This window comes from Saccharopolyspora sp. NPDC050389 (genome assembly GCF_040655595.1).
GTDB lineage: Bacteria > Actinomycetota > Actinomycetes > Mycobacteriales > Pseudonocardiaceae > Saccharopolyspora.
Map to the genome: position 1 here is coordinate 4,084 of NZ_JBFAKG010000108.1, position 26,592 is coordinate 30,675.

Annotated in this window: 23 protein-coding genes and 1 pseudogene; 6 read left to right on the forward strand and 18 right to left on the reverse strand. The window is 69.4% G+C overall.

Features of this window, described 5'->3' with window-relative positions:
* Positions 1-73 precede the first annotated feature (73 nt).
* The 6 genes from AB0I53_RS42260 to AB0I53_RS42285 all read right to left on the reverse strand — a co-directional run bounded on the left by AB0I53_RS42260 (position 74) and on the right by AB0I53_RS42285 (position 4,815).
* On the reverse strand, positions 74-850 hold the full coding sequence (locus tag AB0I53_RS42260) for a serine protease (RefSeq protein WP_358614935.1): 777 nt from the start codon (positions 848-850) through the stop codon (positions 74-76).
* An 18-nt stretch (positions 851-868) separates the two neighbouring features.
* Positions 869-1,798 (reverse strand): ABC transporter permease subunit, encoded by a 930-nt coding sequence (locus AB0I53_RS42265; RefSeq protein WP_358614937.1) that lies wholly within the window; start codon positions 1,796-1,798, stop codon positions 869-871.
* 69 nt (positions 1,799-1,867) lie between these two features.
* Entirely contained in the window at positions 1,868-2,677 is an 810-nt protein-coding gene (locus AB0I53_RS42270) for an ABC transporter permease subunit (RefSeq protein WP_358614939.1), read from the reverse strand.
* Positions 2,674-3,552, reverse strand: a complete 879-nt coding sequence (locus AB0I53_RS42275) for an ABC transporter ATP-binding protein (RefSeq protein ID WP_358614941.1) — start codon at positions 3,550-3,552, stop codon at positions 2,674-2,676. The genes AB0I53_RS42270 and AB0I53_RS42275 overlap by 4 nt, the downstream gene beginning before the upstream one ends.
* Positions 3,549-3,941 (reverse strand): GntR family transcriptional regulator, encoded by a 393-nt coding sequence (locus AB0I53_RS42280; protein WP_358614943.1) that lies wholly within the window; start codon positions 3,939-3,941, stop codon positions 3,549-3,551. The genes AB0I53_RS42275 and AB0I53_RS42280 overlap by 4 nt, the downstream gene beginning before the upstream one ends.
* A gap of 244 nt (positions 3,942-4,185) precedes the next feature.
* A complete protein-coding gene (locus tag AB0I53_RS42285) occupies positions 4,186-4,815 on the reverse strand; it encodes a helix-turn-helix domain-containing protein (RefSeq protein WP_358614945.1) in 630 nt (209 codons plus the stop codon).
* A gap of 129 nt (positions 4,816-4,944) precedes the next feature.
* Here AB0I53_RS42285 and AB0I53_RS42290 point away from each other — a divergent pair, with 129 nt between their 5' ends.
* Entirely contained in the window at positions 4,945-6,180 is a 1,236-nt protein-coding gene (locus tag AB0I53_RS42290; RefSeq protein ID WP_358614947.1) for an MFS transporter, read from the forward strand.
* Between the two features lie 99 nt (positions 6,181-6,279).
* Here the strand turns inward: AB0I53_RS42290 and clpB are convergent, their stop codons facing one another.
* Complete coding sequence (clpB, locus tag AB0I53_RS42295; protein ID WP_358614949.1) at positions 6,280-8,862, reverse strand: ATP-dependent chaperone ClpB; 2,583 nt, start codon at positions 8,860-8,862, stop codon at positions 6,280-6,282.
* A 198-nt stretch (positions 8,863-9,060) separates the two neighbouring features.
* Between clpB and AB0I53_RS42300 the strand changes: the two are divergent.
* Positions 9,061-10,610, forward strand: a pseudogene (locus tag AB0I53_RS42300) (alanine/glycine:cation symporter family protein).
* Positions 10,611-10,766: 156 nt separating this feature from the next.
* Here the strand turns inward: AB0I53_RS42300 and AB0I53_RS42305 are convergent.
* The 3 genes from AB0I53_RS42305 to AB0I53_RS42315 all read right to left on the reverse strand — a co-directional run bounded on the left by AB0I53_RS42305 (position 10,767) and on the right by AB0I53_RS42315 (position 14,900).
* Positions 10,767-11,618 carry a YceI family protein gene (locus tag AB0I53_RS42305; protein WP_358614951.1) on the reverse strand — a complete coding sequence of 284 codons (852 nt, stop codon included), beginning with the start codon at positions 11,616-11,618 and terminating at the stop codon, positions 10,767-10,769.
* 169 nt (positions 11,619-11,787) lie between these two features.
* Complete coding sequence (locus AB0I53_RS42310) at positions 11,788-14,409, reverse strand: MFS transporter (RefSeq protein WP_358614953.1); 2,622 nt, start codon at positions 14,407-14,409, stop codon at positions 11,788-11,790.
* Positions 14,406-14,900: a MarR family transcriptional regulator gene (locus tag AB0I53_RS42315; RefSeq protein ID WP_358614955.1), complete on the reverse strand. Its 495-nt coding sequence runs from the start codon at positions 14,898-14,900 to the stop codon at positions 14,406-14,408. Before AB0I53_RS42315 ends, AB0I53_RS42310 begins: the two co-directional genes overlap by 4 nt.
* A gap of 200 nt (positions 14,901-15,100) precedes the next feature.
* Here AB0I53_RS42315 and AB0I53_RS42320 point away from each other — a divergent pair, with 200 nt between their 5' ends.
* A complete protein-coding gene (locus AB0I53_RS42320) occupies positions 15,101-15,970 on the forward strand; it encodes a hypothetical protein (RefSeq protein ID WP_358614957.1) in 870 nt (289 codons plus the stop codon).
* 61 nt (positions 15,971-16,031) lie between these two features.
* On the opposite strand, the gene AB0I53_RS42325 is transcribed toward AB0I53_RS42320, so the two are convergent.
* Complete coding sequence (locus AB0I53_RS42325) at positions 16,032-16,544, reverse strand: MarR family transcriptional regulator (protein WP_358614959.1); 513 nt, start codon at positions 16,542-16,544, stop codon at positions 16,032-16,034.
* A 148-nt stretch (positions 16,545-16,692) separates the two neighbouring features.
* Positions 16,693-17,499, reverse strand: coding sequence for a pyridoxamine 5'-phosphate oxidase family protein (locus tag AB0I53_RS42330; protein ID WP_358614961.1), 807 nt, complete (start codon positions 17,497-17,499; stop codon positions 16,693-16,695).
* A 304-nt stretch (positions 17,500-17,803) separates the two neighbouring features.
* Between AB0I53_RS42330 and AB0I53_RS42335 the strand changes: the two genes are divergently transcribed.
* Positions 17,804-18,907 (forward strand): FAD-binding oxidoreductase, encoded by a 1,104-nt coding sequence (locus AB0I53_RS42335; RefSeq protein WP_358614979.1) that lies wholly within the window; start codon positions 17,804-17,806, stop codon positions 18,905-18,907.
* Between the two features lie 59 nt (positions 18,908-18,966).
* On the opposite strand, the gene AB0I53_RS42340 is transcribed toward AB0I53_RS42335, so the two are convergent.
* Positions 18,967-19,536 carry a TetR/AcrR family transcriptional regulator gene (locus AB0I53_RS42340; RefSeq protein WP_358614963.1) on the reverse strand — a complete coding sequence of 190 codons (570 nt, stop codon included), beginning with the start codon at positions 19,534-19,536 and terminating at the stop codon, positions 18,967-18,969.
* Between the two features lie 112 nt (positions 19,537-19,648).
* On the opposite strand from AB0I53_RS42340, the gene AB0I53_RS42345 reads away from it, so the two are divergent.
* Positions 19,649-19,936, forward strand: coding sequence for an antibiotic biosynthesis monooxygenase (locus AB0I53_RS42345; RefSeq protein ID WP_358614965.1), 288 nt, complete (start codon positions 19,649-19,651; stop codon positions 19,934-19,936).
* Positions 19,937-20,019: 83 nt separating this feature from the next.
* Here AB0I53_RS42345 and AB0I53_RS42350 read toward each other — a convergent pair whose 3' ends face one another.
* From AB0I53_RS42350 to AB0I53_RS42370, 5 genes are all read right to left on the reverse strand, one after another.
* Positions 20,020-20,472 (reverse strand): helix-turn-helix transcriptional regulator, encoded by a 453-nt coding sequence (locus AB0I53_RS42350; RefSeq protein WP_358614967.1) that lies wholly within the window; start codon positions 20,470-20,472, stop codon positions 20,020-20,022.
* A 2-nt stretch (positions 20,473-20,474) separates the two neighbouring features.
* A complete protein-coding gene (gene dnaJ / locus AB0I53_RS42355; RefSeq protein ID WP_358614969.1) occupies positions 20,475-21,653 on the reverse strand; it encodes a molecular chaperone DnaJ in 1,179 nt (392 codons plus the stop codon).
* A gap of 25 nt (positions 21,654-21,678) precedes the next feature.
* Entirely contained in the window at positions 21,679-22,389 is a 711-nt protein-coding gene (gene grpE, locus AB0I53_RS42360; RefSeq protein ID WP_358614981.1) for a nucleotide exchange factor GrpE, read from the reverse strand.
* Between the two features lie 17 nt (positions 22,390-22,406).
* Complete coding sequence (gene dnaK / locus AB0I53_RS42365; protein ID WP_358614971.1) at positions 22,407-24,278, reverse strand: molecular chaperone DnaK; 1,872 nt, start codon at positions 24,276-24,278, stop codon at positions 22,407-22,409.
* Between the two features lie 292 nt (positions 24,279-24,570).
* On the reverse strand, positions 24,571-25,530 hold the full coding sequence (locus AB0I53_RS42370; RefSeq protein WP_358614973.1) for a DUF4097 family beta strand repeat-containing protein: 960 nt from the start codon (positions 25,528-25,530) through the stop codon (positions 24,571-24,573).
* Positions 25,531-25,789: 259 nt separating this feature from the next.
* Between AB0I53_RS42370 and AB0I53_RS42375 the strand changes: the two genes are divergently transcribed.
* Positions 25,790-26,485, forward strand: coding sequence for a DUF4232 domain-containing protein (locus AB0I53_RS42375; protein WP_358614975.1), 696 nt, complete (start codon positions 25,790-25,792; stop codon positions 26,483-26,485).
* Positions 26,486-26,592 lie beyond the last annotated feature (107 nt).

A 26,592-nucleotide genomic window follows, 5' to 3' on the forward strand; every position in this document is an offset into this window, starting at 1 on the left:
AACTCCCACACCCCCATGCCGGGGGGGGGGGGCCGCTTCCCCCCGCCCCCCCCCCCACCTCCGATCAGGTGGTTCAGCCACCGATCGTCTGGCCGATCCAGTCCCGGACGGCGACCGGGTCGGCGAAGATGTCGGGCTCGTCGCCACAGACGTCCGCCTCCTCGGTGCCGCCGAACCGGCTGGTGATGCCGATCTGCTCCCAGCGCCCGGCGGCGTCGCGGATCAGCGCCGGACCGCCGGAGTCGCCCTGGCAGACAGACTCGCCGCCGCCGGGCGCGCGAACGCAGGTGTCGACGCTGCCGTCGGTCTTGGCGCACTCGGCGTCGTCGCCCACCTCGGCGTCGTACTGCTTCAGCTGCTGCGGGAAGGCCGGGACCTCGCCGCACTCGAACTCGCTGCACTCCCGGCCCCAGCCGATCAGCCGGGTGTCCTTGCCCGCCGGCTGGGCGGCGTCCGCGATCCGCACGGCCGGCAGGTCGACGGGCCGGTCGAGCTTCAGCAGCGCGAAGTCGTACTGCGCCAGGAACTCCTTCTTGTACTGCGGGTGCAGGACCTTCTCGGTGATCCGGCGTTCCTCGCCGCCGGTGGTGCGGTCCGGGCTGCCGACGCGGGTGGTCAGCTGCGCCGGCTCGAAGCTGTCGACGCAGTGCGCGGCGGTCAGCAGCCACTCGTCGGCTATCAGCGTCGCTCCACAGTGGAACCTCGGCTCGTCGGGCGCCTGCAGCGACGCCATGAACGGGTACTGCTCGTCGGCGGGGCCGCCGCCGACGATCGCGCCGGCGCTACCGGCGGTCGCGATCCCGACCAGCGCCGCACCGAAGGCAGCAGCGAGCAACTTGCGAATACGCATGATGATTCTCCTTTTCGATCAGATGTGCTTGCGACGCAGCAGCCAGAAGGTCAGCGCGATGCACGCCGCAGTGAGCCAGAGGAAGATCCCGGTCTCGATGAACTGGAACGGCCAGAACCGAGCGCCCGGTTGGAAGGCGAACGTCTCGACGAATCCGGCCTGCCGCAGCTGATCCATCTGCGTCGAGCTGTATCCGGTCGGCGAGCACGGGAGCCCGGCTTGCACGCAGGCCGCACCCAGGTCCATCGCCGCACCCGAGGGAGCGGTGTAGAAGATGTCGACCAACATGCCGTGGTCGGCGACCTTGTAGTCGTCGGAAGGCATCTGCACCGGCGCCATGTAGTAGTACCGCAGCATGGCGGCGATGGGGATCAGGACGGCGAGGAAGCCCACCAGCACGACTCCCATGCCCACCAGCATGTGCTTGAAGACCGTGCCGGCGAGGACGCCGAGCGCGAAGCCGAACAGGCACATCGCCGGGAACACCGGGAACGCCATGGGAAACGCATCGAACCAGCTGCGGGTCGCGACGGCGGGCTGGTAGAGCCACATGTACGCGGCGGAGAAGACCGAGCTCACCAGCAGCACCGATGCGCCGAGGAGCAGGATCTTGGTGCGCAGCCAGTGCGTGCGCGAGATACCCTGCGCCCACGTGTAGCGCAGCGTGCGCTGCTCGATCTCCCGCGAAAGCATCGGCGCGCCGAGGAAGATGCCCACCAGCGCAGGCAGCAGCGGGAGCAGCGTTTCGTCGAGCTGGTCGATGGTCGCGATCGTCGTCAGGTACGGCCCGCAGTCATACCTGACGCCGACGCAGTCGACCAGCTGTTCCGGGGACATCGCGCTGCGCAGCTGGCTTCCGACCACCAGCAGCCAGCCGGCGAGGGCGAGGAACAGGACGGCGGTTGCGGAAAGCGCCATCCGGTGCTGCCGCCAGGTCATCCAGAGCATCAGCGGACCTCCGGGGTTTTCCGGGCAGCATTCAGCGACACCCGTTCTGACATGATTTCTCCTTGCAGGTCAAGAAAGTTTGCGGCGCAGCCACCAGAAAGAAGTGGCCAGGCAACCGGCGATGAGCACCACGTAGATTCCGGCTTCGATGAATTGGAAGGGCCAGAACCGGTCGGCGGGGTGGAAGGTGAATACGTTCTCGTCGATGCTGCCGCCGAAGGAAAGGAGGAAGCCGTCCTTGGCGTTTTCCGGAAGCTCCGTGGAGAAAGTGCCGTTCGACGGCACGGTCAACTCCACCGGAGTCATGTAACTCATCCGGAACCTGGACAACGCGATGAACACCACGGCACCGCCGAACAGCGTGAGCGCCATCGCCGCCACGGTCTGCTTCACGACCGTCCCGGCGGCCACCCCGAGCGCGAACGCGAACAAGCAGGATGCCGGGAACACCGGGACGCCCTGGTTGAAGATCTGGAACCAGCCCAGATCCGGGGCAACCGGCGCGAACCACATCATGTGCGCGCCCGAGAAGATCGTGCTGCACACCAGGATCGCGCCACCGGCCAGCAGCACCTTCGCCGCCAGCCAACGGCTTCGCGAAACGCCCTGCGTCCAGGCGTAGCGGAAGGTGTTGTGCTCCAGCTCGCGGGACACCAGCGGCGCGCCGACGAACATGCCGATCAACAGCGGCACCAGCAGGAACCGGCCGAATTCCTCGCCGTACCTGATCACCTGCGCGAACCCGGAGACATCGGAGTAGACCGTGCGGGCGTCCATGCCGAACCGGCCGAAGAGCAGGTAGCCCGCCGCCGCGCCGAGGAAGAGCACCGCGAAGACCCCCAGGGCTGCGCGGTGCTGGCGGAGCACCAGCCAGGTCATGCCGCGATCTCCCGGGCTCCGAGCAACGGCGGGGCGGCCAGGCTCAGGTACCGCATGACCAGCTCTTCCAGGTTGGCCCGCTGCACCAGCCAGCCGGGATCGACCGGCTCGTTCCCGCGCACCAGCAGGGAAATCCGCTGCCCGTCGTCGTGCCGGTGCACAACGCCGTCGGGCATCGGCGGAGCCGCCGGGCTCTGCGAGATCAGGACCCGGTGCTCGTCGAGCAGTTCGTCGATGTCGCCGGTCAGCTTGAGCTGGCCGCGGTCCAGCACAACGAGGTAGTCGCAGAGCCGTTCCAGCTCGGACACCACGTGCGAGGACAGCACGACGGTGCAGTCCCGGTCGGCCTTGGCCGCCATCAGCGCGGACATCATCTCCCGGCGGGCCAACGGATCCAGGCTGGCCACGGGCTCGTCCAGGATCAGCAGTTCCGGCCCCTTAGCCAGCGCCAGCGCGAGCGCGACCTGAGCTCGCTGGCCGCCGGAGAGCTCGCCGATCTTGGCGTCGAGCGGGATGTTCAGCTCGGCCAACCGGTCGGTGGCGATCGACTGGTCCCACTCGTCGTTCAGCAGCCGCCCGGCCTTGAGCATCTCGCGCACGCGGAAGCTCCGGTACATCGTGTGCTCCTGGTCGATGTAGGCGACCCGGTGCAGCACTGTCGTCTGTTGCACCTGCTCGCCGAGCACCTCCAGCTGCCCCTCGGTCGGCCGCAGCAGCCCGACCAGCAGGTTCATCAGGGTCGATTTGCCCGCGCCGTTCGGTCCGACCAGGCCGACGACCCGGCCCGCCGGGATCGCGAGGTTGCATTCGCGCAGCGCCCACTTCTGCCGGTACCGCTTGCCCAGCTCGCTGGTCCGTATCGCGATGTTGCTCAAGTCCGCTCCTCGATTCGAAATTCAGCCAGCACCGTCGCGACCATCGCCGCGATGCCTTCGGCGTCCATGCCCGCGCGGTGCGCTTCGGCCAGCCATTCCTCCAGGCCGGCGCGCAGCTCGGCCTGCTTCTCCGCGGGCAGTCCGGTCAGGCCCCGTTCGATGAACGTGCCCGCCCCGGGACGGCCCTTGGCCAGTCCCTTGTGCTCCAGCTCGCGGTACGCCTTCAACACCGTGTTCGGGTTGATGACGAGGTTCTTCGCGACTTCTTTGACGGTGGGCAGGCGGTCGCCGACCTTCAGCTGCCCGAGCCGGAGGGCGTGCTCGACCTGATGCACGAGCTGCCGATAGGGCGGCACCCCGGTACCGCTGTCGACGCGGAACTCGATCAAGCCGTTCCCCTATCACTCTATTTACCTACGACCATAGGATAACTATTCGATGATCTACGTCAAGCCAGACCCCCGAAAAGGCCCCTGAACAGCAAAAAGCGCCCCAGCTGGACGCTGAGGCGCACGATGCCCATCTGGGCTAGGTGATGTTTTGGCTGGTCAGAACCCGTGTGTACTTTGTGCTGCTATAGCGACACAAAGTACACCTGCGGAAACAGGTTTCTGGCAGCCGGTCGTCCGGCGGTCAGGACACGGCGAAGTTGTCGCAGAGGGCCTGCCACTCGGCCCGGTCCGGCGCCGGCCCCGGCAGCTCCGCGCCTCCCGCGCGCAGGCCTTCGAGCACCAGCCCCAGGTAGCGCGCGCGGAGCTCGGCCCGGCGGGCCTCGCTGGTCGGCAGCGCCGGGTTGAGGTGCTTGAGCAGCAGCAGGATGTCCGTCCAGTCCACGTCCTGGCGCAGCTCGCCCGCCCGCTTCGCGGCGTCGACCAGGGCTTCGATCTCCTTCGCGACGCCCCGCTGCAGCTCGCGGAACTCCGCGGAATAGGTGTGCTGCTGGTCCATCGGCGGCAGCACCGTGCCGATCCCGGCGCCCTCCCGCAGGCAGCGGCGCATGAACCGGGCGAGGGCCTGCCACGGGTCGGATTCCTCGGCGCGGGCCGACTCCGCCTCGCCGATGATCCGCCGGAACGCGGCGATGCGGACCTGTTCGACCAGCTCCTGCTTGCTCGGGTAGCGCCGGTACACGCTCGCCACCCCGACTCCCGCGCGCTTGGCGACCTCCGCCATCGGCGCCGCGAAGCCCTGCTCGGCGAACACCTCGCGCGCCGCGGCGATGACCTGGTCGTCGTATCGCGCGGACCTGTCCGGTGTGGGCATGGCCACAGCATACGCGGACAGCGGAATGATCCATTCCGCTGCCGGGTTGGACCGGACCGGAATCATCCATTCCGCTGCGGCCGACTGCGAGAGCAGGCCGACCCGCGGCCGTCGGAAGCAGAGGAAGGCATGACCACAACGGAGCTCGTCCAGCCCCGCAGCGGGACCCGAGCGATCCTCGGCCGCGGCACGCTGTCCCGGCCCGCGTCGTTCTGGTTCATCGGCGCGCTGTACGCCCTGTTCCTGATGGCCTCCACCGCGCCGTCCCCGATGTACTCGATCTACCAGCAGCGCTGGCACTTCACCACCACGGTGCTCACCGAGGTCTTCGCCGTCTACGCGGTCGTCATCCTGCTCGCGCTGGTGCTGTTCGGTTCGCTGTCCGACCACATCGGCCGCAGGCCGGTGCTGCTGACCGGGCTCGTGCTGGAGATCGCCTCGATGCTGGTGCTCGCGGTCGCGCCGGGCGTCGGCTGGCTGCTGGTCGGCCGGGCGCTGCAGGGCCTGGGCACCGGGATCGCGACCAGCGCGATCAGCGGCGCCCTGCTGGACTTCCAGCGCCCGGGCACGAACCGCGGATCGCTGATCAACGGAGTCGCCGCCGGGCTGGGCATGGCGCTCGGCTCGCTGCTGGCGGGTGTTCTGGTGCAGTTCGTGCCCGGGCCGACGCTGACCAGCTACCTGCTGCTGATCCTCGGCTTCGTGCTCGCGATCCCGGGCGTGCTGCTGATGCCCGAGCCGGTCGCGCGCCGCAGCACGCTGCGCGAGGTGCTGCGCCCGCAGCGGCCGACCGTGCCCGCGGGGAAGGGCGTGACGTTCGCGCTGATGGCGACGACGCTGCTGGCCTCGTGGATCGTCGGCGGCATGTTCATGTCCCTCGGGCCGTCGGTGGCCAAGGGGCTGGTCAGTGGAAATCCCTACCTGGTGGGCGGTTTGGCGGTCGCGGCGCTGGCCGGGTTCGGCGGGCTCGCCCAGCTGGCGCTGTCCGGGTGGGCGGCGCGGCGCGCGGTGCGGGTCGGCGCGCCGCTGATGATCGTCGGGCTCGCCGGGGTGGCAGCGGCCGCGCTCGGGCAAGGCGCTGTGGTGTTCTTCGTCAGCTCGGCGGTGCTCGGCACCGGCTGGGGCCTGGTGTTCATGGGCGGCTTCCGGATGCTGACCGGCTTGGCGGCCCCGGAGCACCGGGCGGGCACCGCCGCGCTGATCTACGTCGTGGCGTACCTGTCGGCCAGCGTCCCCAGCGTGGCCCTGGGCTTCCTCAGCACCGCCTTCGGCCTGACCGCGGCGACGCTGATCTTCACCGCGACGGCTGCCCTCTTCGTCACCGTCGCGGCGCTCTCCACCTTCGCCGGCCCCCGCGAGTCGTGAGTGAACATGCTGGTAAGAACCGGAATCTTCACTCACGACAGTGCGGAACATGCTCGTGAGTGATCACTCCGGTAAGAACCGGAAGCATCACTCACGAGCTCAGGCGGCGTCGACGGTGAGCGATTCGTTGTCGTCCGTGGTGTCGACCCGGATCTTGTCGCCCTCCCGGATTTCGCCGGCCAGGAGCTTCCGGGCGAGCTGGTCGCCGATCGCCGACTGGACCAGGCGGCGCAGCGGGCGCGCGCCGTAGATCGGGTCGAAACCGTTGAGCGCCAACCAGTCCCGCGCCGCCGGCTGCACGTCGAGGGTCAGCCGGCGCTGGGCGAGCCGCTGGGCCATGCGGTCCACCTGGATGTCCACGATGGACGTCAGCTCCTCCGTGGACAGCGAGTGGAACACCACCACGTCGTCCAGGCGGTTCAGGAACTCCGGCTTGAAATGCGTGCGCACCACCGACCGCACCGCATCGTCGCGCTCCTGCTCGGTGAGGTTCGGGTCGGCGATCGCCTGCGAGCCGAGGTTCGAGGTCAGCACCAGGATGGTGTTGCGGAAGTCCACCGTGCGGCCCTGACCGTCGGTGAGCCGCCCGTCGTCGAGCACCTGCAGCAGCACGTCGAAGACGTCCTGGTGCGCCTTCTCCACCTCGTCGAACAGCACCACCGAGTACGGCCGCCGGCGCACCGACTCGGTCAGCTGCCCGCCCTGGTCGTAGCCGACGTAGCCGGGCGGCGCGCCGACCAGCCGGGCCACCGAGTGCTTCTCGGCGTACTCGCTCATGTCGATGCGGATCATCGCCCGCTCGTCGTCGAACAGGAACCCGGCCAGCGCCTTGGCCAGCTCGGTCTTGCCGACGCCGGTCGGCCCGAGGAACAGGAACGAGCCCGTCGGCCGGTCCGGGTCGGCGACGCCGGCGCGCGTCCGGCGCACCGCGTCGGACACCGCGCGCACCGCCTCGGACTGCCCGACGACGCGCGCCTCCAGCGCGTCCTCCATCCGCAGCAGCTTGGCGGTCTCGCCCTCCAGCAGGCGGCCGGCCGGGATGCCGGTCCACGCGCTGACCACGTCCGCGACGTCGTCCGCGGTGACCTCTTCCTGCAGCATCGCCTTGCGCTCGGACTGCGTCCGCGCGGCCGCTTCGAGTTCCTTCTCCAGCGCCGGAATCCGGCCGTAGCGCAGCTCGGCGGCCTTGCCGAGGTCGCCGTCGCGCTCGGCGCGGTCGGACTCGCCGCGCAGCTGCTCCAGCTGCGTCTTCAGGTCGCGGACCTTGTCGATGGACTCCTTCTCCTGCTGCCACCGCGCGGTCAGCTCGGAGAGCTTCTCACGGCGGTCGGCCAGTTCCGCGCGCAGCGCGGCGAGCCGCTCCAACGAGGCCGGATCGTCCTCTTTGGACAGCGCCATCTCCTCGATCTCCAGCCGCCGCACCGCGCGCTCGACCTCGTCGATCTCCACCGGCCGGGAGTCGATCTCCATGCGCAGCCGGGACGCGGCCTCGTCGACCAGGTCGATGGCCTTGTCCGGCAGGAACCGGGCGGTGATGTAGCGGTCGGACAGGGTGGCCGCGGCGACCAGCGCGCCGTCGGTGATCCGCACGCCGTGGTGCACCTCGTAGCGCTCCTTGAGGCCGCGCAGGATCGCGACGGTGTCCTCCGGGCTCGGCTCGCCGACCAGCACCTGCTGGAACCGGCGCTCCAGCGCGGCATCGGTCTCGATGTGCTCGCGGTACTCGTCGAGCGTGGTCGCGCCGACCATGCGCAGCTCGCCGCGCGCCAGCATCGGCTTGATCATGTTGCCCGCGTCCATCGCGCCCTCGCCGGAGGCACCGGCGCCGACGATGGTGTGCAGCTCGTCGATGAAGGTGACGACCTGCCCGGCCGACTCGGTGATCTCCTTGAGCACCGCCTTGAGCCGTTCCTCGAACTCGCCGCGGTACTTCGCGCCGGCCACCATCGAACCGAGGTCCAACGCCACGACCCGCTTGCCGCGCAACGATTCCGGCACGTCACCGGCGACGATGCGCTGGGCCAGGCCCTCCACGATCGCGGTCTTGCCGACGCCGGGCTCGCCGATGAGCACCGGGTTGTTCTTGGTGCGGCGGGCCAGCACCTGCACGACGCGCCGGATCTCGGCGTCCCGGCCGATCACCGGGTCGAGCTCGCCCTTGCGGGCGCGGGCGGTGAGGTCCTGGCCGTACTTCTCCAGCGCCTTGTAGGTGCCCTCGGGATCCGGGCTGGTCACCCGCGCCGAGCCGCGCACCTTGCCGAACGCGTCGGTCAGCGCCTCCGGCGTCGCGCCGTGCTTGCGCAGCAGGTCGGCGACCCGGCCGCCTTCGGCGGCGAGCCCGACCAGCAGGTGCTCGGTGGAGACGTACTCGTCGCCCATCTCGGTCGCCAGCCGCTGGCTGTGCGTCAGCGCCTTGACCGCGTCGCGGGAGAGCTGCGGCGCGGACACGGTGCTGCCGCTGGCGGTCGGCAGCTTGTTGACGAGCTGCTCCAGCTCGCGCCGCACGTCCACCGGGTCGGCTCCGACGGCGGTCAGCAGCGGCGCGGTCAGCCCGTCGCCCTGGGCGAGCAGCGCGCCGAGCAGGTGTCCGGGGTCGACGTCCGGGTTGCCGGCCACCGTGGCGGCCTGCACCGCGGAGGAGATCGCCTGCTGGGTCTTCGTCGTCGGGTTGAACGCGTCCATTCCTCACCTCGTGGCCGAGCTGCTCGTGCGGGTCCTATCGCACCCATCATGTTACCCGGTGAACGTAAGGAAAGTTGAGCGAGTTCCGCTCAAGAATGGTCAGCTGACTCACTTTCGGACACACCGAGATGTCGTTTTAGAAGAAATGTCACACAAAGTGCTTGATTGCGTGATTTCACCCGATTTAGCTACACGGCTATGACCCACAGCACATCACCCCCGGACGGGCAGCTCGTCCTGGCCGCCGAGCCCGGCGCCCTGGCCGACATCGAGAACGCGATCAACACCGTGTTCAACCCGATCTCGACATCGTCTTCGGCGAGATCACCGTCTTCGGCGTGACCTTCCCGTGGATCGTGGCTTGGCTGGTCATCGCCGCCGCGGTGTTCACGGTCGTCTTCGGCTTCATCCAGTTCCGCGCGTTCAAGCTCTCCATCGACCTCGTCCGGGGCAAGTACACCGACCCGAAGGAACCCGGCGAGATCAACCACTTCCAGGCGCTGGCCTCGGCGCTGTCCGGCACCGTCGGGCTCGGCAACATCGCCGGCGTCGGCGTGGCGGTGACCATCGGCGGCGCGGGCGCGACGTTCTGGATGATCGTCTGCGGCCTGCTCGGCATGGCCACCAAGTTCGTCGAGTGCACGCTGGGCGTGAAGTACCGGGAGATCGCCGCGGACGGCACCGTCTCCGGCGGCCCGATGCACTACCTGCGCAAGGGCATCCCGGAGCGGATCCCGGGCGCGTTCGGCTCGGTGCTGGGCAAGGTGCTCGCCGTGCTGGCCGCCGTGATGATCCTGTTCTTCGCCATCGCCGGCGGGAACATGTTCCAGGCCAACCAGACCTTCGCCCAGCTGCGCGACGTCACCGGCGGCGACACCGGCTGGCTCGGCTCCGACGGCGCGGCCCTGGTGTTCGGCATCCTGCTCGCGGTCATCATCGGCGCCGTGATCATCGGCGGGATCAAGTCCATCGGCGCCGTCACCAGCCGCCTGGTCCCGGCGATGGCCGTCATCTACGTCACCGCCTGCCTGATCGTCATCGGCGTCAACTTCGACGCGGTGCCCGCGGCGGTCGGCGAGATCATCTCCGGCGCGTTCACCCCGGAGGCCGGGTTCGGCGGGATGATCGGCGTGCTGATCGTCGGCTTCCAGCGCGCCGCCTTCTCCAACGAGGCGGGGCTCGGCTCGGCACCCATCGCGCACTCGGCGGTGCGCACCAAGCACCCGGCCACCGAGGGCCTGGTCGCGCTGCTGGAGCCGTTCATCGACACGGTGATCGTCTGCACCATGACGGCGCTGACCATCGTCATCGCCAAGACGCAGTTCTGGGTGGACGCCCAGCAGCAGGTGCTGGCCGGCGGCGAAACCCCGGACGGCGTCACGGTCACCTCGGAGTCCTTCGCCACGGTGCTGCCGTGGTTCCCCTACGTCCTCACGCTGGCCGTCGCGATGTTCGCCATCTCCACGATCATCACCTGGGGCTACTACGGGCAGCGGGCGTGGCTGTTCCTCTTCGGCAAGGGCAAAACCAGCGAGCGCATCTACAACGTGGTGTTCTGCCTGTTCACCGTGGTCGGCTCGGTGCTGACGCTGGGCGGCGTGCTGAACTTCGCCGACGCGGTGCTCTTCGCGCTGGCCCTGTTCAACATCATCGGCCTGTACATCATGGTCCCGGTGGTGAAGCGGGAACTGGCGTCCTACCGGGAGAAGCTGCGCACCGGCGAGGTCCGCAAGTTCGAAAAGGTCTGACGCACGAGGAAATCTGCCGTTAGATGCTCGTGAGCACTTTGGAGCGCCATAGCGATCCAAAGTGCTCACGAGCGAAGTGCCGCGGAAACCTTCGGGCCGCCGAAACACCGGTGGCCGCGGGTCCCCGAACCCGCGGCCACCTGACGCCCCCGGAGGTCAGTCCTCGCGGACGGCCTGGATGTCGATCTCCACCTTCAGCGTGGTGCCGATCGCGGCGATTCCCGTTTGCAGGGCCTGGTTGAACGTCATCGCGAAGTCCTCGCGGCGCAGCTGGGTGGTCGCCGTCGCCGAGGCCCGGGTGCCGCCCCACGGGTCCGGGCCCACGCCGGAGAACCGGGTGTCCAGCCGCACCGGCCGGGTCAGCCCGCACAGCGTCAGCTCGCCGTCGAGGTCCCAGCGGTCGCCGCCGCGCGGGCGCAGCCCGGTGGACCGGAAGGTGATCTCGGGATGCCGCTCCACGTCCAGGAAGTCCGCGTTGCGCAGGTGGTCGTCGCGCATCCCGTTGGCCGTGTCGATGCTGGCCGCGGCGATCCGGACATCCACTGTGGACGATTCAACCGGGTTGCCGATGCGCACCTCGCCGGCGAACTCGTTGAACCGGCCGTGGATGCTGCTGATGCCCAGGTGCTTGGCGGTGACCTGGATCGACGAGTGCACCGGGTCGATCCGCCACACCCCGGGCGCCGGCAGGTCGGCCCCGCCGACCCGGCGCAGCTCCACTTCGCCGAGGGTGGCCGCCGTCCCGTCGTGCACCAGCGTCGTCCGGGCGACCGGTTCGTGCCCGACCGCCGTGACGATCGCGGTGTAGGCGCCGGCCCTCAGCCCGGATGCGACCACCGAGCCCTGCGCGTCGCCCTGCACCCTCGCGGCCTGCGTGCCGGTGCCGTCGATGACGGTCAGCACCGCTTCCGGCACCGGCCAGCCGTCGCCGCCGCGCACCGTCGCGGTGACCGCGCCCGATGCGGCGGCGACGCCGGGCGCTTCGGCCTGCTGTTGGCCGAGATCCATCTAGAACATCTCCTCCGTGGCTTGCGGATCACCAGCCGCTCGTGAGTGGCAGTTCCGGTAAGAACCGGAGTCAGCACTCACGACCGGCCGGAGCCCGATCCGCGCGCTCTCGTTCAGGTCGTGAGTGGTCGTTCCGGTAAGAACCGGAGCGAGCACTCACGACCGCTGGTCAGTCGGCCTGCGGGTAGCCGAGCTCGACGTCGTGCGTGCTCTGCTCGCCCGACAGCCGCAGCGAGGTGGCGATCGGCGGGTAGCCGGTCGCGATCACCGTGTACTCGCCGTCGGGCAGGTCGGTGAAGGTGTAATTGCCGTCGATGTCGGTGGTGGCCGCGCCGACGACCGCGCCGCCGGAATCCAGCAGCGTCACCCGCGCATCCGCCACCGCGACGCCGAGGTTCGCCGACCGGACCACGCCGCTGAGCTGCGTGCCGGACTGCAACGCGACGTCCAGAGCGGACTGCTCGCCGTCGGTCACGGTGACCGAGTTCGCCACCGGCCGGTAGCCGGGCGCGGTGACGGTCAGCGCGTAGGAGCCGCCGACCAGGTCCGCGAACACGTAGTGCCCGTCCGGTCCGGTGCCGGCGCTGGCGCTGGCGACCACCTCGCCGCGGACGTCGGTGAGCACCACCATCGCCCCGGCGACGCCCTGCCCGCCGACGTGCACCAGGCCGGTCAGCCGCCCTGCGCCGAGCAGCTGCACGTCGTGGCGCACCGGGCGGTCGCCGACCACGACCATCGAGGCGGTCGGCTGGTAGCTGCCGCCGGAGGCGATCAGCACGTAGGTGCCGCCGTGGCCGACCGCGAGCTGGAACTGCCCGTCGTGGTCGGTGCGGGCGCGCTCGACCTGCCGGCCGTTGGCGTCGGTGAGGGTGAGCACAACACCGGCGACCGGCGTGCCGACCGAGTCCTGGACGGTGCCGTGCACGAACAGCCCGCCGCCGTCGACCGGGCTCGTCAACTCGCCCGCCAGGTGCTTGCCGTTGGTCGCGTAGCGACGCGGCGCAACCGGCTCTGACCAGGCATCCGAGCGACCATCCACAGAGTTGTCCACAGGCTCGGCGGTCAGTCGCGCTGGCCGCGGCCCGAGGCCCCCAACCTGGGCAGAGCCGTTCGTCGCGGGAAGCATCGCGGCCGAGTTGTCCACAGGCCGAGTGAGGTTGTCCACAGCGTCGTCGTGCGCGGCCACTGCTGCCGCCTCCCTTTCCTCATGACTGTCGATCGTGGTGCGCAGCGGCGTCTCGCGGATGAAGATCACCGCGAGGAAGGTGACCACCGCGACGCACGCGGAGACGAAGAAGATGTCGCCGATCGCGTCGCCGTAGGCCGCCCGCACGATGGACTGCACCGGTTCCGGCAGGTGGTTGACGTCCAGCGAGCCGCCGCCCGATCCGGCCGCCTTCGGCATGCCGGGGATCTTCGCCAGGCCCTGCATGATGTAGTCCGACACCTGGGTGGCCAGCACCGCGCCCAGCACCGAGACGCCCGCCGAGCCGCCGAGGGTCCGGAAGAACGTCACGACCGAGGTCACCGAACCCATGTCCTTGCCGCTGGTGGTGTTCTGCACCGCCAGGACCAGGTTCTGCATCAGCATGCCGACGCCGATGCCCATCAGGAACAGGTAGACGCCGACGAGCACCAGGTTCGTCTCGTGGTCCATGGTGCTCAGCAGCCACATCGACGCGATCATCACGATCGAGCCGATCACCAGGAACGGTTTGATCTTGCCGGTGACCCGGGAGATGATCTGGCCGGACACGGTCGAGGAGATGAACAGGCCGCCGACCATCGGCAGCGTCATCAGCCCCGCGGTGGTCGGGGTGAAGCTGCGCGCGATCTGGAAGTACTGGCCCAGGAACACCGAGCCGCCGAACATCGCGGTGCCGACCGCGACGGTGCCGATGGTGGCCATCGTGACCGTCGGGTTGCGGAACATCCGCAGCGGCACGATCGGCTCGCTGACCTTGGTCTCGATGATCACCGCGATGATCAGGGCGAGCAGACCGCCGCCGACGTAGGTCACGGTCTCCGCCGACCACCACTCGAACTGCTTGCCGGCCAGCGAGACCCACACCAGCAGCAGGCTCACCCCGCCGACCAGGAACAGCGCGCCGAACCAGTCGATCTTGACCGGCCGCTTGATGACCGGCAGCTTCAGCGTCCGGCCCAGCACGATGAACGCGATCACCGCGATCGGCACGGTCACCCAGAAGCACCAGCGCCAGCCCAGCCACGAGGTGTCCACGATCAGGCCGCCGACCAGCGGCCCGCTGACCGTGGCGACCGCGAAGGTGGCGCCGATGTAGCCGCTGTAGCGGCCGCGGTCGCGCGGCGAGACCATCGCCGCGATCACGACCTGGATCAGCGCCTGCAGGCCGCCCATCCCGATGCCCTGCAGGGCGCGGAAGCCGATGAGCGTCTCCATCGACTGCGCGAAACCGCCGAGCACCGAGCCGACCGTGAAGATCGTGATGGCCAGCTGGTAGAGCAGCTTCTTGCTGAACAGGTCGGAGAGCTTGCCCCAGATCGGGGTGGATGCGGTCGAGGTGAGCAGCATCGCCGTGACGACCCAGGTGTACTGGCCCTGGGTGCCGTCGAGGTCGGCGATGATCCGGGGCAGCGCGTTCGACACGATCGTCGAGCTGAGGATGGCGACCAACAGCGCCAACATCAGGCCCGACATCGCCTCCAGGATCTGCCGATGCGTCATCGACGATCCCGCGGCGGGCTCCTCGGCCCCGTCCCGGCGGGCCGGCGCTATGGCGTCCGGCGCCGTCTCCGTCGAGCTGGTCATCGAGTTCCTTCCCTGGTCACGGAGTCGGCGAGACAGACTCCGTCGTTGATCGTGTTGCGACGGATGTCGTCCATCGCTTCCCCCAGCAGTCCGGCGAGTTGGCGCACCTTGGCGTCGTCCCAGTGGGCCAGCGCCTCGCCGATCCATTCCGCCTTCCGGCGTTCCAGCTCTGCCACCGCGCGTTCCCCCTCGGCCGTGACGCGCAGCAGCGCTACTCGCCGGTCGGCGGGGTCGGGGCGACGGGTGATCAGGCCGGCGTGCTCCAGCTGCCCGACCTGGCGGCTCACCACGGACGCGTCGACGATCCGGTGGTGGGCGAGGTCGGAGGCCCGGCACTCACCGCGGAAGACGAGTTCGGTGAGCAGCCCAGCGGCGGCGTAGGGCACCTGTTCCGCGGTGAACTGCCCTCGCTGCATGGCCACCTGCTTGAGGCCGAGCATCGCTCGAAGCGGTCGGAGCAGCTCGGCGCAGGTCTCGTGTGTCGGTCCCATGAGCCCAATCCTTTAGTTGCTGCACGCAACTATAAACTCATTTAGTTGCACCGCACAACTTGTCGCGTTGTGACGCCACCCACCAGACGGGGAAACGTGCGAACGGGCGAAACCGGCCGCGAGCACGACCCGAAACCTCGATGCGGAAGAAAGTGTCGAACCATTCGACATGTCGATCGAGTCGACATAAGGTGGCGCACATGTCGGACACCCAAGAACACGAACGCCTCGCGGCTCTCTCCGCCCTCGTCGCCTGGGCCGATCGTCGAGAACGCCTCGCCGAGGAGCGTGCCGACCTCGTCGCTGCCGCGTGGCGCAGCGGTTCTCGCAACGTCGCTGAACTTGCCCGACTGGCGCGGGTTTCGCGTGACACCATCTATGCGGACCTCAAAGCCCGCAGCATCGACACCTCGGCACGTGCGCAGGATCCGATCGGCGTGGAGGCGATTCCGCACGAACAGCTGAGGGCGGAGTCCGTGCGGCCGCTCGCGCAACTGGTCGACGCGGTGGCCCGCCCGGCATTCGGCCGCGCCCCGAACGACCCCCTCACCCGAGTCACCGCCAGTGCGGGCAGAGCGCTGGAGATGGTGGCGGACGTCCTGGCCCCGCCCACCGACCAGGGACCGGGCTGGACGCGGGAGGAGCTGCTGCCCGGATTGGCTGGCGAGGGCGCCGCGATCACCCACCACGCCCAGCGCGAGCTGGCTGCGAGCCAGGAGCCCGACCAGCTCGCGGCGCAGACCGACTACCTTCACCGAGCGATGCTGCATCGCGGCAGGCACGCATCGGCGGAGCGAGTCGATGTGGTCGTCGCGCTGCCGGTCGGAGGGTCACTCACCGTCCGGCTGGACCGCGACGATCGGGGATGGACCACTCTCAGCGGCGACAGCCCGCTGCTCACCGGCGAGATCGATGGGCTGGACCACTTGGAAGTGCAGCACGCGCTCACCGTCCTGAGTCAGGTGATCACGCGCAACCTCGACGACGGCGCCTTCGCGGAGAAGCGCAAGGACGCGTTGCCGGGTGGACCGGTGGTGCGGCACCGCTCCACTCCATCCAATGAGGACTGAAGCGGCGCGACCGGCGGCCGGGAAACCCGGCCGAGGGCGCCCCTCATCTGGTGAAACGTGCTCACATCATGGTGTTGAGCTTGCCCAGCAGGCGGGCCAGGTCCTTGAGGTCCTGGGTGGTCCAGCTGGCGAACTGGCCGTGCAGGTGCTTGCGGCGCTCCTCGCGCACCTGGGCAAGCCGCTCGCGACCCAGGCCGGAGAGCTGGATGCGGCGGGCCCGGCCGTCGTCGGGATCCGGCACCCGCTCCAGCAGCTCCAGATCCACCAGCGTCGCGATCTGCCTGCTCACCGTGGACTTGTCCAGCCCGGTGCGATCCGCGACGTCCATGCCGCGCAGCGGCCCGGCGTCGTCGACCATCAGCAGCAGGCTGTACGAGGCCGGATCCAGGTCGGGGTGCACGTGCGCGGCCACGGCGGTCGACAGGTTCCGGGCGCGGCGGAACATCATCACCAGCTCGCGCTCGACGGATTCCGCCGCGGTGCGCCGGTCGACGCCTTCCTCGCGCACCCCGCCGGTCGACCCGCGCGCCTCGTCCTCGATCACAGCTCTCCCGCCCGCGCCGCCGACGATCATGGCGGCACCACCCGTCGGCCCGCTCCTCGCGAGGTCAACGCTAGTCCGTTTCGCCCCACTTTAAGTGCCCGTCTCGAACTAGTTTCGCGTGGCAGTGCGGGTGCCCGAGCCGGCGGGTGGCACGGACCCGGCTCGCGCATGCCGGGGCTCAGCGGTCGCGGCTGCCCACCGGCTCGGGCCGGTGCCACGGCCGGGGCATGCCCTTGGACTCGAAGTAGTCGCCGCCCTTGCGCTTCACGTCGTCGGTGCCCCAGGTGCGCGTGCGCAGCACCGGCACCATCCGCGGGATGTGCTTGCGGCAGTGGATGTAGGCCTCCTCGACCTGCACCACCACCCAGCGCTCCGGCGTGCGGCCGCGGTCGAACTCGGCGGGCAGCGCCGGGTAGATCGAGCGCAGGTCGGCGTCCTCGACGATGCGGGCCTTGCCGTTGACGTGCAGGCCGATCAGGTCGGTGACGAAGTCCACCAGCAGGATCCCGATGTGCGGGTTCTCGCTGATGTTGCCCAGGCTGGCCAGCACGCCGTTGCCCCGGTACTCCGGGTAGCACACGTGCCGGTCGTCCAGGACCTCGATGAAGCCGGGCGGCCCGGCGCGCAGGCTGGAGTCGCATTCGCCGCGCGCGTCGGACGTGGCCACGAACGCCATGTCCATCCGCCCGAGGAACTCCTTCATCTGCGGGTTCAGGTGGTCCAGCACCTGGTCGTCGTAGAACTTCCGGGCGCGCTGCTCGGTGCCGTAGGCGCGTTGCAGCAGGTGTTCGCCCGTCGAGCCGGGCAGCGGGACGGGCCGCTCCTCGACGAACGGGTCGCGCGGCGGCGCGTCGGGCGCCGGGCCGTGGTACTGGAGCGGGGTGATGGCCTGCCAGGCGTCATTCGGGGCCGGCTGGTCGGATAGCTCCAGGTCGAGCAGTGCCGCTTCGGCCGTTCCGGTCGGCGGTAGGTGATCGGGGGTCACGCGGGTCACCGTGTCACGCCCCCCTCATCCGTCACAACGGTGGATACTAGGTTCCCCCGACAGGTCGATGCACGATCTACAAGATGTAGTTGAAAAGCACTCAAAAGTGGCATCAAGGCAGACGCGTCGCTAGGCAGGAGTTAGGGTCCCCCTGTGTCGGGGGACGCTTGCAAGTAGTGGTGCGTGCCTGCCTTGGGTACGACCGCCAACGTGGAGAAGACAGCCCCGAACCATGACAGCGAACGCCGTACTGAGCCCCGGACCGCCCCCGAACAACGAGCCGTCGAACTCCGGTGTGAGCAAGATGGTTCGCCTGATCCGCGAGAGCTTCGCCGTCGTCGAGCCGCAAACCGACGAGGTGGCGAGGTTCTTCTACGGCATGCTCTTCAGCCTCTCGCCGGCCACCCGCGAACTGTTCGCGGTGAACATGGAAGTGCAGCGCAGCCGCCTGTTGCGGGCGCTCGTGCACGTCATCCAGATGGTCGACAAGCCCGACGAGCTGCTGCCGTTCCTGCACCAGCTAGGCCGCGACCACCGCAAGTTCGGCGTGGTCGCCACCCACTACGAGGCGGTGGGCACCGCGCTGCTCGCCTCGATCAAGAAGTACGCCGGCGACGCCTGGACCGACAGCGTGGAACGCGCCTGGGCCGAGGCGTACACCGTGATGGCCTCCGCGATGACCGAGGCGGCCGCCGCCGACGACGGCCCCGCCTGGTACACCGGCCAGATCGTGCACCACGAGCGGCTGAGCTGGGACGTCGCGGTGCTCCGCATCCAGCCCGACCACCCGGTGCCGTACCAGGCCGGGCAGTACGTGAGCGTCGAGGTGCCGCAGCGGCCGCGGCTGTGGCGCTACCTCACGCCCGCCAACGCGCCGAACGACGACGGGATCATGGAGTTCCACGTCCGGTCGGTGGAGGGCGGCTGGGTCAGCCGGGCGCTGGTCGGCCACGCCCGCCCCGGCGACCAGTGGCGGATCGGCTCACCGATGGGCCGGCTGACCGTGGACCGGGAGAACACCCCGGACGTCCTGATGATCGCCGGCGGCACCGGGCTGACCCCGATGCGCGCGATCATCGACGACCTCGCGCAGTACGGCGAGAACCCGCGCGTGCAGCTGTTCTACGGCGGCCGGACCCGCGAGGACCTCTACGATCTGGAGAACCTCCAGCGCATCGCGATGCACAACCCGTGGCTGACGATCACGCCGGTGCTGGAGAACGAACCGGACGTCTCGGGAGTCGAGCACGGCACGCTCGCGGAGGCGGTGACCCGCTACGGCGCGTGGAAGGACTGGGACGTCCTGGTCAGCGGCTCGCCGGGGATGATCCGGGCGACAGTCTCGAGCATGCTGGTCGCGGGCACGTCCCTGGACCACATCCGCTACGACCCGTTCACGCTGGACTGATCGCGCTGAACGACCGACGAGGGGCGTCTTCGACCGACTGATCCGGTCGAAGACGCCCCTCACTCGTCGGCAGCACGCGGTTCGAGCAGGAAGTCGGCGGCTCGGGCCAGGACCTCGCGGCGGGTGCGCTCGCCGTGATCCACGACGAGGTAGTGGTGGCCGGTCGCCAGGCAGAAGAGGAGCATGCTGCGGGCTTCGACCTCCTCGGGGTCGGAGCAGTAGCTGCCGAACAGCTCCCGCAGGTAGTCCATGCGCTTGTCGTCGACGCGGCGGAGGCGTTCGGCGACGGATTCGTCCCACCGCGCCCAGTCCCGGACGGCGAGGTCGATCGGTAGCAGGCGGTCGTTGGAGAAGGTGAGCATGCCCGCCCGCCAGATCTTGGTCCGCGCGTCGCCGCCTTCGCTCTCCACCCGGTCGATGACCTCGCGGGTGCTCTCCCGTTCCCAGGTATCGAGCATCTCCTCGAGCAGCGCGTTCCGGTCGGCGAAGTGCCCGTAGAAACCGCCTTTGGTGACGCCGAGCGCCCGCGCGAGGTTTTCGATGCGCACGGCGTCCGGGCCGCCCGCCGCGAGCGCCTGCAGCCCCTGTTCGATCCAGCTGCTGCGCGGGGTGCGTGTGACAGCGGCCATGTCCCCAGTATCACCGACCGCGTTGACAGCGCGTCGGGTCGGGCCAATACTCTCCATATATACGGCACCGTATATATGGAATCCGTTGGGACAGAACGAAGGAGGCGGCGGGATGACCGTCGGCATGATCGCCTTCCACTACCCGAAGCCCGCGCATTTCGAAGAGTTCGTCGCCCGGGTGCACCGAGTCCGCGACGTCTTCCTCGCAACGCCGGGATGCCTGTCCGCCGAGGTGTGGACCACCCCGGACGACGAGGCCGTGGTCTCAACGGTCACGTGGGAATCCGACGCGGCGTTCGCGGCGTCGTTCGCCGTCGTCAACGAGTCGGCGGGTGACGACATCGTGTTCGACGAACGCGAAAGCCGCCCTCGCGAGATCACCAGGCTTCGTTCCAGGTAGCGCGCTGATTTCCGGTACCGAAAGCGAAAGGCATCCGACGGCCGACTCGCGGCCATCGGATGCCTTTCCGGGATTGCGAAAGCTCAGCGGCGCTTGCGGTCTGGTTTCCAGACGACGAGAGCCGTTTCCTGGCGGATCGGGACCAGGTCCCGGCGGTAGGAGGCGTGCACCGCCGCTGCCGCTTGTTCCGCCGCCACGTGCGCCGCCGCCACCTCCTCGGCCAGCTCCTGGACCTTGGAGCGGAGCGCGTCGACCTCGTTCTCCAGGTCGATGATCCGCTTTATGCCCGCCAGGTTCACGCCCTCCTCCTGGGAGAGGCGCTGCACCTCGCGGAGCAGGGCGATGTCACGCAGGGAGTAGCGGCGGCCGCCCGCCGGAGTGCGTCCGGGCGAGACCAGGCCCAGCCGGTCGTAGCTGCGCAGGGTCTGCGCGTGCAGCCCGGACAGCTGTGCGGCCACCGAGATCACGAACATCGGCGTGTCCTCGTTGGCCCCCGGCGGGAATCCGAAGCCCGGATCGGTTGGGCGACCGGCCATGACTACCTCCCGAGCAGCTCGTTCAGGTCGCGGCGCGGATCGTGGTCGGCGGTCGCCTCCGCGTAGTCCGCCAGCGCCTCGGCCGCCTTGTCGTCCAATTTGGACGGAACCGCGACCTGCAGCGTCACCAGGAGATCCCCGCTGCTGCCGTCCTTCTTGCCCACGCCCTTGCCGCGCACCCGGAAGGTGCGGCCGCTGCCGGTCCCGGCCGGGACCTTCAGCGAAACCTTCCCGTCCAGGGTCGGCACGGTCAACGTAGTGCCCAGCGCCAGCTCGGGGAAGGTGACAGGCACCGTGATCGTCAGATCATCACCGGAACGTCCGAACACCCGGTGCGAACTGACGTGCACCACGACGTACAGATCGCCCGCGGCGGCGCCCTGCCGACCGGGTTCGCCCTGAGCCGCCAGCCTGATCCGCTGCCCGTCGGACACCCCGGCCGGGATCCGCACCGTCAGCGTCCGGCTGCGGGTGCTGACGCCCTCGCCGCGGCAGTCCGGGCACGGGTCGTCGATCAGCTGGCCGCGGCCCCGGCAGTCCGGGCACGGCTCGCTGAACGCGAACGCGCCCTGGTTCCGCGTCACCAGCCCCGAACCGGAGCAGGTGCCGCAGGCGCGCGGCCGGGTGCCCGGCTTGGCACCCGAACCGTGGCAGTTAGGACAGCTCACCGGGCTGGACAGCCGCAGCGGAACCGTGGCTCCGCGCACCGCTTCGGCGAAGTCGATGCGCACCTCGGTCTCCACGTCGGCACCGCGCCGCGGCCGGTTGGCCGTGCCGGCACCGGGGCGGCGGTTGCCGAACAGGCCGCCGAACAGGTCGCCGATCCCACCGCTACCGGCACCGGCACCGGCGCCGCCGAAGAGGTCGCCGATGTCGAAGCCGCCGCTACCGCCCTGGCCGCCGAAACCACCGAAGCCGCCCTGGCCGCCGCCGAAACCGCCGCTGCCGAACAGCTTCCGGGCCTCGTCGTACTGCTTGCGCTTGTCCGCGTCGGAAAGCACGCCGTAGGCCTCGGAGACGGCCTTGAACTTGGCTTCGGCCTGGGCGTTCCCGGGATTGGCGTCCGGGTGGTTCTCCCGGGCCAGCTTCCGGTACGCCTTCTTGATCTCGTCGGCCGAAGCCGTGGAGGAGACGCCCAGTTCGGCGTAGAAATCCTTCTCAAGCCATTCCCTGGCGCTCACCGGGCGCTCCTCCCTCCGTTCCCGATCAACCCTGCTCGGCTTGCTTCTCGTCGGCCGCCGGCTCGGCGGATCCGGCGGGCTCGGCGGCCGGCTCGTGGTCGGTCACCGCGACCATCGCCGGGCGCAGCACCCGGTCGGCGAACCGGTAGCCGCGGCGCAGCACGGTCGTCACGGTCGGCCCGCTCACGTCCGGGGAGGTGCTGTGCTGCACCGCCTCGTGCACCGACGGGTCGAACTCGTCGCCTTCGGCGCCGAACGCCTCCAGCCCGGCCGAGTTCAGCGCCGTGATCAGCTTGTCCGCCACGGCCTTGAACGCGCCGCTGAGGTCGCCGTGGGCCTCCGCGCGCTCGAGGTCGTCGAGCACCGTCAGCAGGTCGCCGGCCACCGACGCCTTCGCGGCGGCGATCACCGACTCGCGGTCGCGTTCCACCCGCTTGCGGTAGTTCGCGTACTCCGCGGTGACCCGCTTGAGGTCGGCGGTGAGCTCGTCGACCTGCTGCTGCAGCCCGGCCTGCTCGCCGGTCGCCTGCTCGCCCGCGGGCTGCTCGGCGGTCGGCTCCGCGGCCTCCTGCTCGGCGCCCTTGACGAGCTCCTCGTCGAGGGTGCCGGAGATGCTTTCGGCCACCTGCGCCTCTTCTCCGTTCGGAGCAGGCGTCCGGCGCTGGCCGGTCACGGGGTCGATGCGCCGCCGATCCCGGACCACCACCGGCTCCTGCTCGCCTTCGTTGCGCGACATTTCCGGCCTGTCCGCGGTCACTTCTTCTTCTCGTCCTCGTCGTCGACGATCTCCGCGTCGACCACGTCGTCGTCCTTCGACGCACCGGACCCGGCGGCACCGGCACCAGCGGCACCGGCGTCACCCGCACCGGCCGCGGCGTTGGCTCCGGCTTCGGCGTACAGCGCCTGGCCGAGGGCCTGCGACTCGGTGGCGAGCTTCTCCACCGCGGCGGAGATGGCGGGCACGTCGTCGCCCTTGAGCGCCTCGTTGACCTCGCCGATCGCGGCCTTCACCTTGTCCTTGACGTCGGCGGGCAGCTTCTCGTCGTTCTCCGTGAGGACCTTCTCGGTCTGGTAGACCAGCGTCTCGGCCTGGTTGCGGGCCTCGGCCTCCTCGCGACGCTGCTTGTCCTCGTCGGCGTGCGCCTCGGCGTCCTTGACCATCCGGTCGATGTCGTCCTTCGGCAGCGCGGAGCCGCCGGTGATCGTCATCGACTGCTCCTTGCCGGTGCCCAGGTCCTTGGCGGACACGTGCACGATGCCGTTGGCGTCGATGTCGAAGGTGACCTCGATCTGCGGCATGCCGCGCGGGGCCGGCGGGAGACCGGTGAGCTCGAACATGCCGAGCTTCTTGTTGTGCGCGGCGATCTCGCGCTCGCCCTGGAAGACCTGGATCTGCACCGACGGCTGGTTGTCGTCCGCGGTGGTGAAGGTCTCCGAGCGCTTGGTCGGGATCGTGGTGTTGCGCTCGATCAGCTTGGTCATGATGCCGCCCTTGGTCTCGATGCCCAGGGACAGCGGGGTGACGTCCAGCAGCAGGACGTCCTTGACCTCACCGCGCAGCACGCCGGCCTGCAGGGCGGCGCCGACGGCGACGACCTCGTCCGGGTTGACGCCCTTGTTCGGCTCGCGGCCGTTGGTCAGGTCCTTGACCAGGTCGCTGACCGCGGGCATCCGGGTGGAACCGCCGACCAGCACCACGTGGTCGATCTCTTCCAGCTTGACGCCGGCGTCGCGGATGACCGCCTCGAACGGCTTGCGGCAGCGCTCCAGCAGGTCGGAGGTGATCCGCTGGAACTCGGCGCGGGAGAGCGTCTCGTCCAGGAACAGCGGGTTCTTGTCCGCGTCGACCGTGATGTACGGCAGGTTGATGCCCGCGGTGGAGGAGCTGGAGAGCTCGATCTTGGCCTTCTCGGCGGCTTCCTTGATCCGCTGCATGGCCATCCGGTCCTTGGTCAGGTCGATGCCCGACGAGGACTTGAACTTGTCGACCAGCCACTCGACGATCCGCTCGTCCCAGTCGTCACCACCGAGGTGGTTGTCACCACTGGTGGCGCGGACCTCGACGACGCCCTCGCCGATCTCCAGCAGCGAGACGTCGAAGGTGCCGCCACCGAGGTCGAAGACCAGGATGGTCTGTTCCTTCTCGCCCTTGTCCAGGCCGTAGGCCAGCGCCGCCGCGGTCGGCTCGTTGACGATGCGCAGCACGTTGAGGCCGGCGATCTGGCCGGCTTCCTTGGTGGCCTGCCGCTGGGCGTCCTCGAAGTAGGCCGGGACGGTGATCACCGCGTCGGTGACGTCCTCGCCCAGGTACGCCTCGGCGTCGCGCTTGAGCTTCATCAGCACGCGGGCGCTGATCTCCTGCGACGTGTAGGGCTTGTCGTCGATCTGGACCTTCCAGTCGGTGCCCATGTGCCGCTTGACCGACCGGATGGTGCGGTCCACGTTGGTGACGGCCTGGTTCTTCGCGGGCTGACCGGTGAGGATCTCGCCGTTCTTCGCGAAGGCCACGATGGACGGCGTGGTCCGCGAGCCCTCGGAGTTGGCGATCACCGTCGGTTCACCGCCCTCCAGGACGGAAACGACGGAGTTGGTCGTCCCCAGGTCGATGCCGACCGCTCGCGCCATGCTCAATTCCTCCCGACTTGATACGTCCGCCCAAGCGCCATCCCCGGCCCTTGAGCCTTGCTCACTCAAGTTTTACCCACTGCGCATCATCACCGTCAATCCGGATTGAGCGCGAGTCACTCAAGCTTTCTGCCAGCACAACGGCTGACCAGGGACGGGAGTTCCCGGGCGTGACATGGCCGACACCTCGCCGTGATCTAACCGGCCGACGCGATCGCCGCGATCGGCCGGTCGTCGGCAGGACGAAACGCCGACACATCGGCTTGTCGACATGTCGGCGTTCGCGGAGGGGTCAGGCCTGCCGAATGGTGATGCCGCCGCTGCCGGTCGACAGCGTCAGGTGCTTCTGCGCCGCCGGGTCCTGCACCACGCCGACCTCGATGCCGCCGGAGCCGGATTCCGTGGCGACGCGGTAGCGGTCGTTGGGCACGGTCAGCTCGATGCCGCCGCTGCCGGTGGACACCTCGGCGGACTGCGGGCCGATCAGTCGCAGCTCGACGCTGCCGGAATCGGCCTTCGCGACGATGTTCGCGCCGCGCAGGTCTTCCCCGATGATGCCGCCGCTGCCGCTCTCGACCGCGACCCGGCCGTCGATCCCCGCCAGCGTGATCTCGCCGGAGCCCGTGATCGCGTCGACCGAGCCGGCGACCCGGGTCGCCGACACCCCGCCGGAGCCGGTGCTCATCGTGACCTCGCCGCCGATTTCCGCCAGCGTGATCTCCCCGGAACCGGTTTCCGCGTCGACCGGACCGTTCACCCGGGTCACCGAAACCCCGCCGGAACCGGTGCGCACGCCGACCGGGCCGCCGATATCGCCGATCGTCACCTCACCGGAATCGGTCTCCGCCTGCACCGACCGCATGCCGGTCACGGTCAGCCCACCGGAGCCGAGATCGCCGTCCACGGGCACCGAGGTCGGCAGCGTGACCTGGTAGTCGACAGAGCAGTTCCAGCCGCAATCGGTGGGCAGCACCAGCGCGCCGCCCTCGACGCGGTGCTCGATCTCGTCGGTGGTGTCGCTGCTGCCCCAGAACAGGCCTTCCCAGCGGTGCACGCGCTGCACGATCTCGCCGCGACCGCCGGGCTCGTGGCGCACCTCGACCTCGCCGCTGCCACCTGCGAGATCGACGCGATCGATCCTGTCCAATGCGGTGGTGCGCTCCTGCACTGAGGACTTCGGCCACCAGAACAGCGCCGCTCCCCCGATCAGCACCAGCGCCGCGCCGCCCACGGCGAGTCCCACCCGAGCCATCGTGATCCCCCTGAATCCACTTGATCGCGCCCACGAAATTACGCACAACGCCCGCACCGCGCCTCAGGGACACCCCCGAAACACCCCGGAACTCTCCCGAAGGTGACGTTCGTCGGCGGCCGCACAACTTTCGACTTCCGCCATTCGGCGGCACTTCCGCCGAGAAGGCCTCGGCTGTGACGCGGCGCACCAGACGCAACCCCTTTCACGCCAACGCGTCTCCTGATCGGGCGCAGCGAACGAGGCAAGGAGATGCACAGTGTTCAAGAACTCTCGGGGGATTCGAGTCGGCATGTTCGTCGCGGGCGCTTTCGTCCTCGCCGCCACGACGGCGTGCAGCCCGCAGCAGTCCGCGACGACTTCCGCTCCGCAGGCGGGCACGCCGGACTCTGTCGCGTCGAGCTCCGTCGAGTCGAGCCGGGGCGAGAGCGCCGTCGAGCCGGGCAGCAGCGAGGCGTCCGAGGCCGCGAACACCCACGGCTCCGGCGGATCGGCCGGTAGCAGCGGCAGGCAGGACTGCGGCGCCGACGTCCTGAAGCTGACGATGGGCGAATCCGACGGCGCCGCCGGGCACATCTACGCGCCGATCCAGTTCACCAACACCGGATCGACCACCTGCACGCTCTCCTCCGCGCCCGGCGTCTCCTACGTCGGCAGCGGCGGCCACCAGATCGGCGAGCCCGCCAAGCGCGTGATCAAGGACCGGCCGGTCATCAGCCTGGCACCGGGCGAGACGGCGTCCGCGCCCTTCCTGTTCAGCCCGGTCGCGCACATGAACCCGGAGGACTGCGGCGCCGAGGCCGCCGAGGGCCTGCGGGTGTACCCGCCGAACAGCAAGGCGGCGATGTTCCTGCCGCTGCCCAACACGATGGGCTGCACGCAGTTCACCCAGGATTCCGACTACGCCAAGGTCGGCGTGGTCCAGGCCGGACCGAACAACACCGTCATCGGCTGAGCCCGGCCTGACCACCCGTGTGCGTTTTGTGCTGCAGGCCCTCCTGCACAGTCGTCGGTGCTCCACAATCCTGTAGGGCGATGAGGATGTCCGTCGTCTTGTTCGAC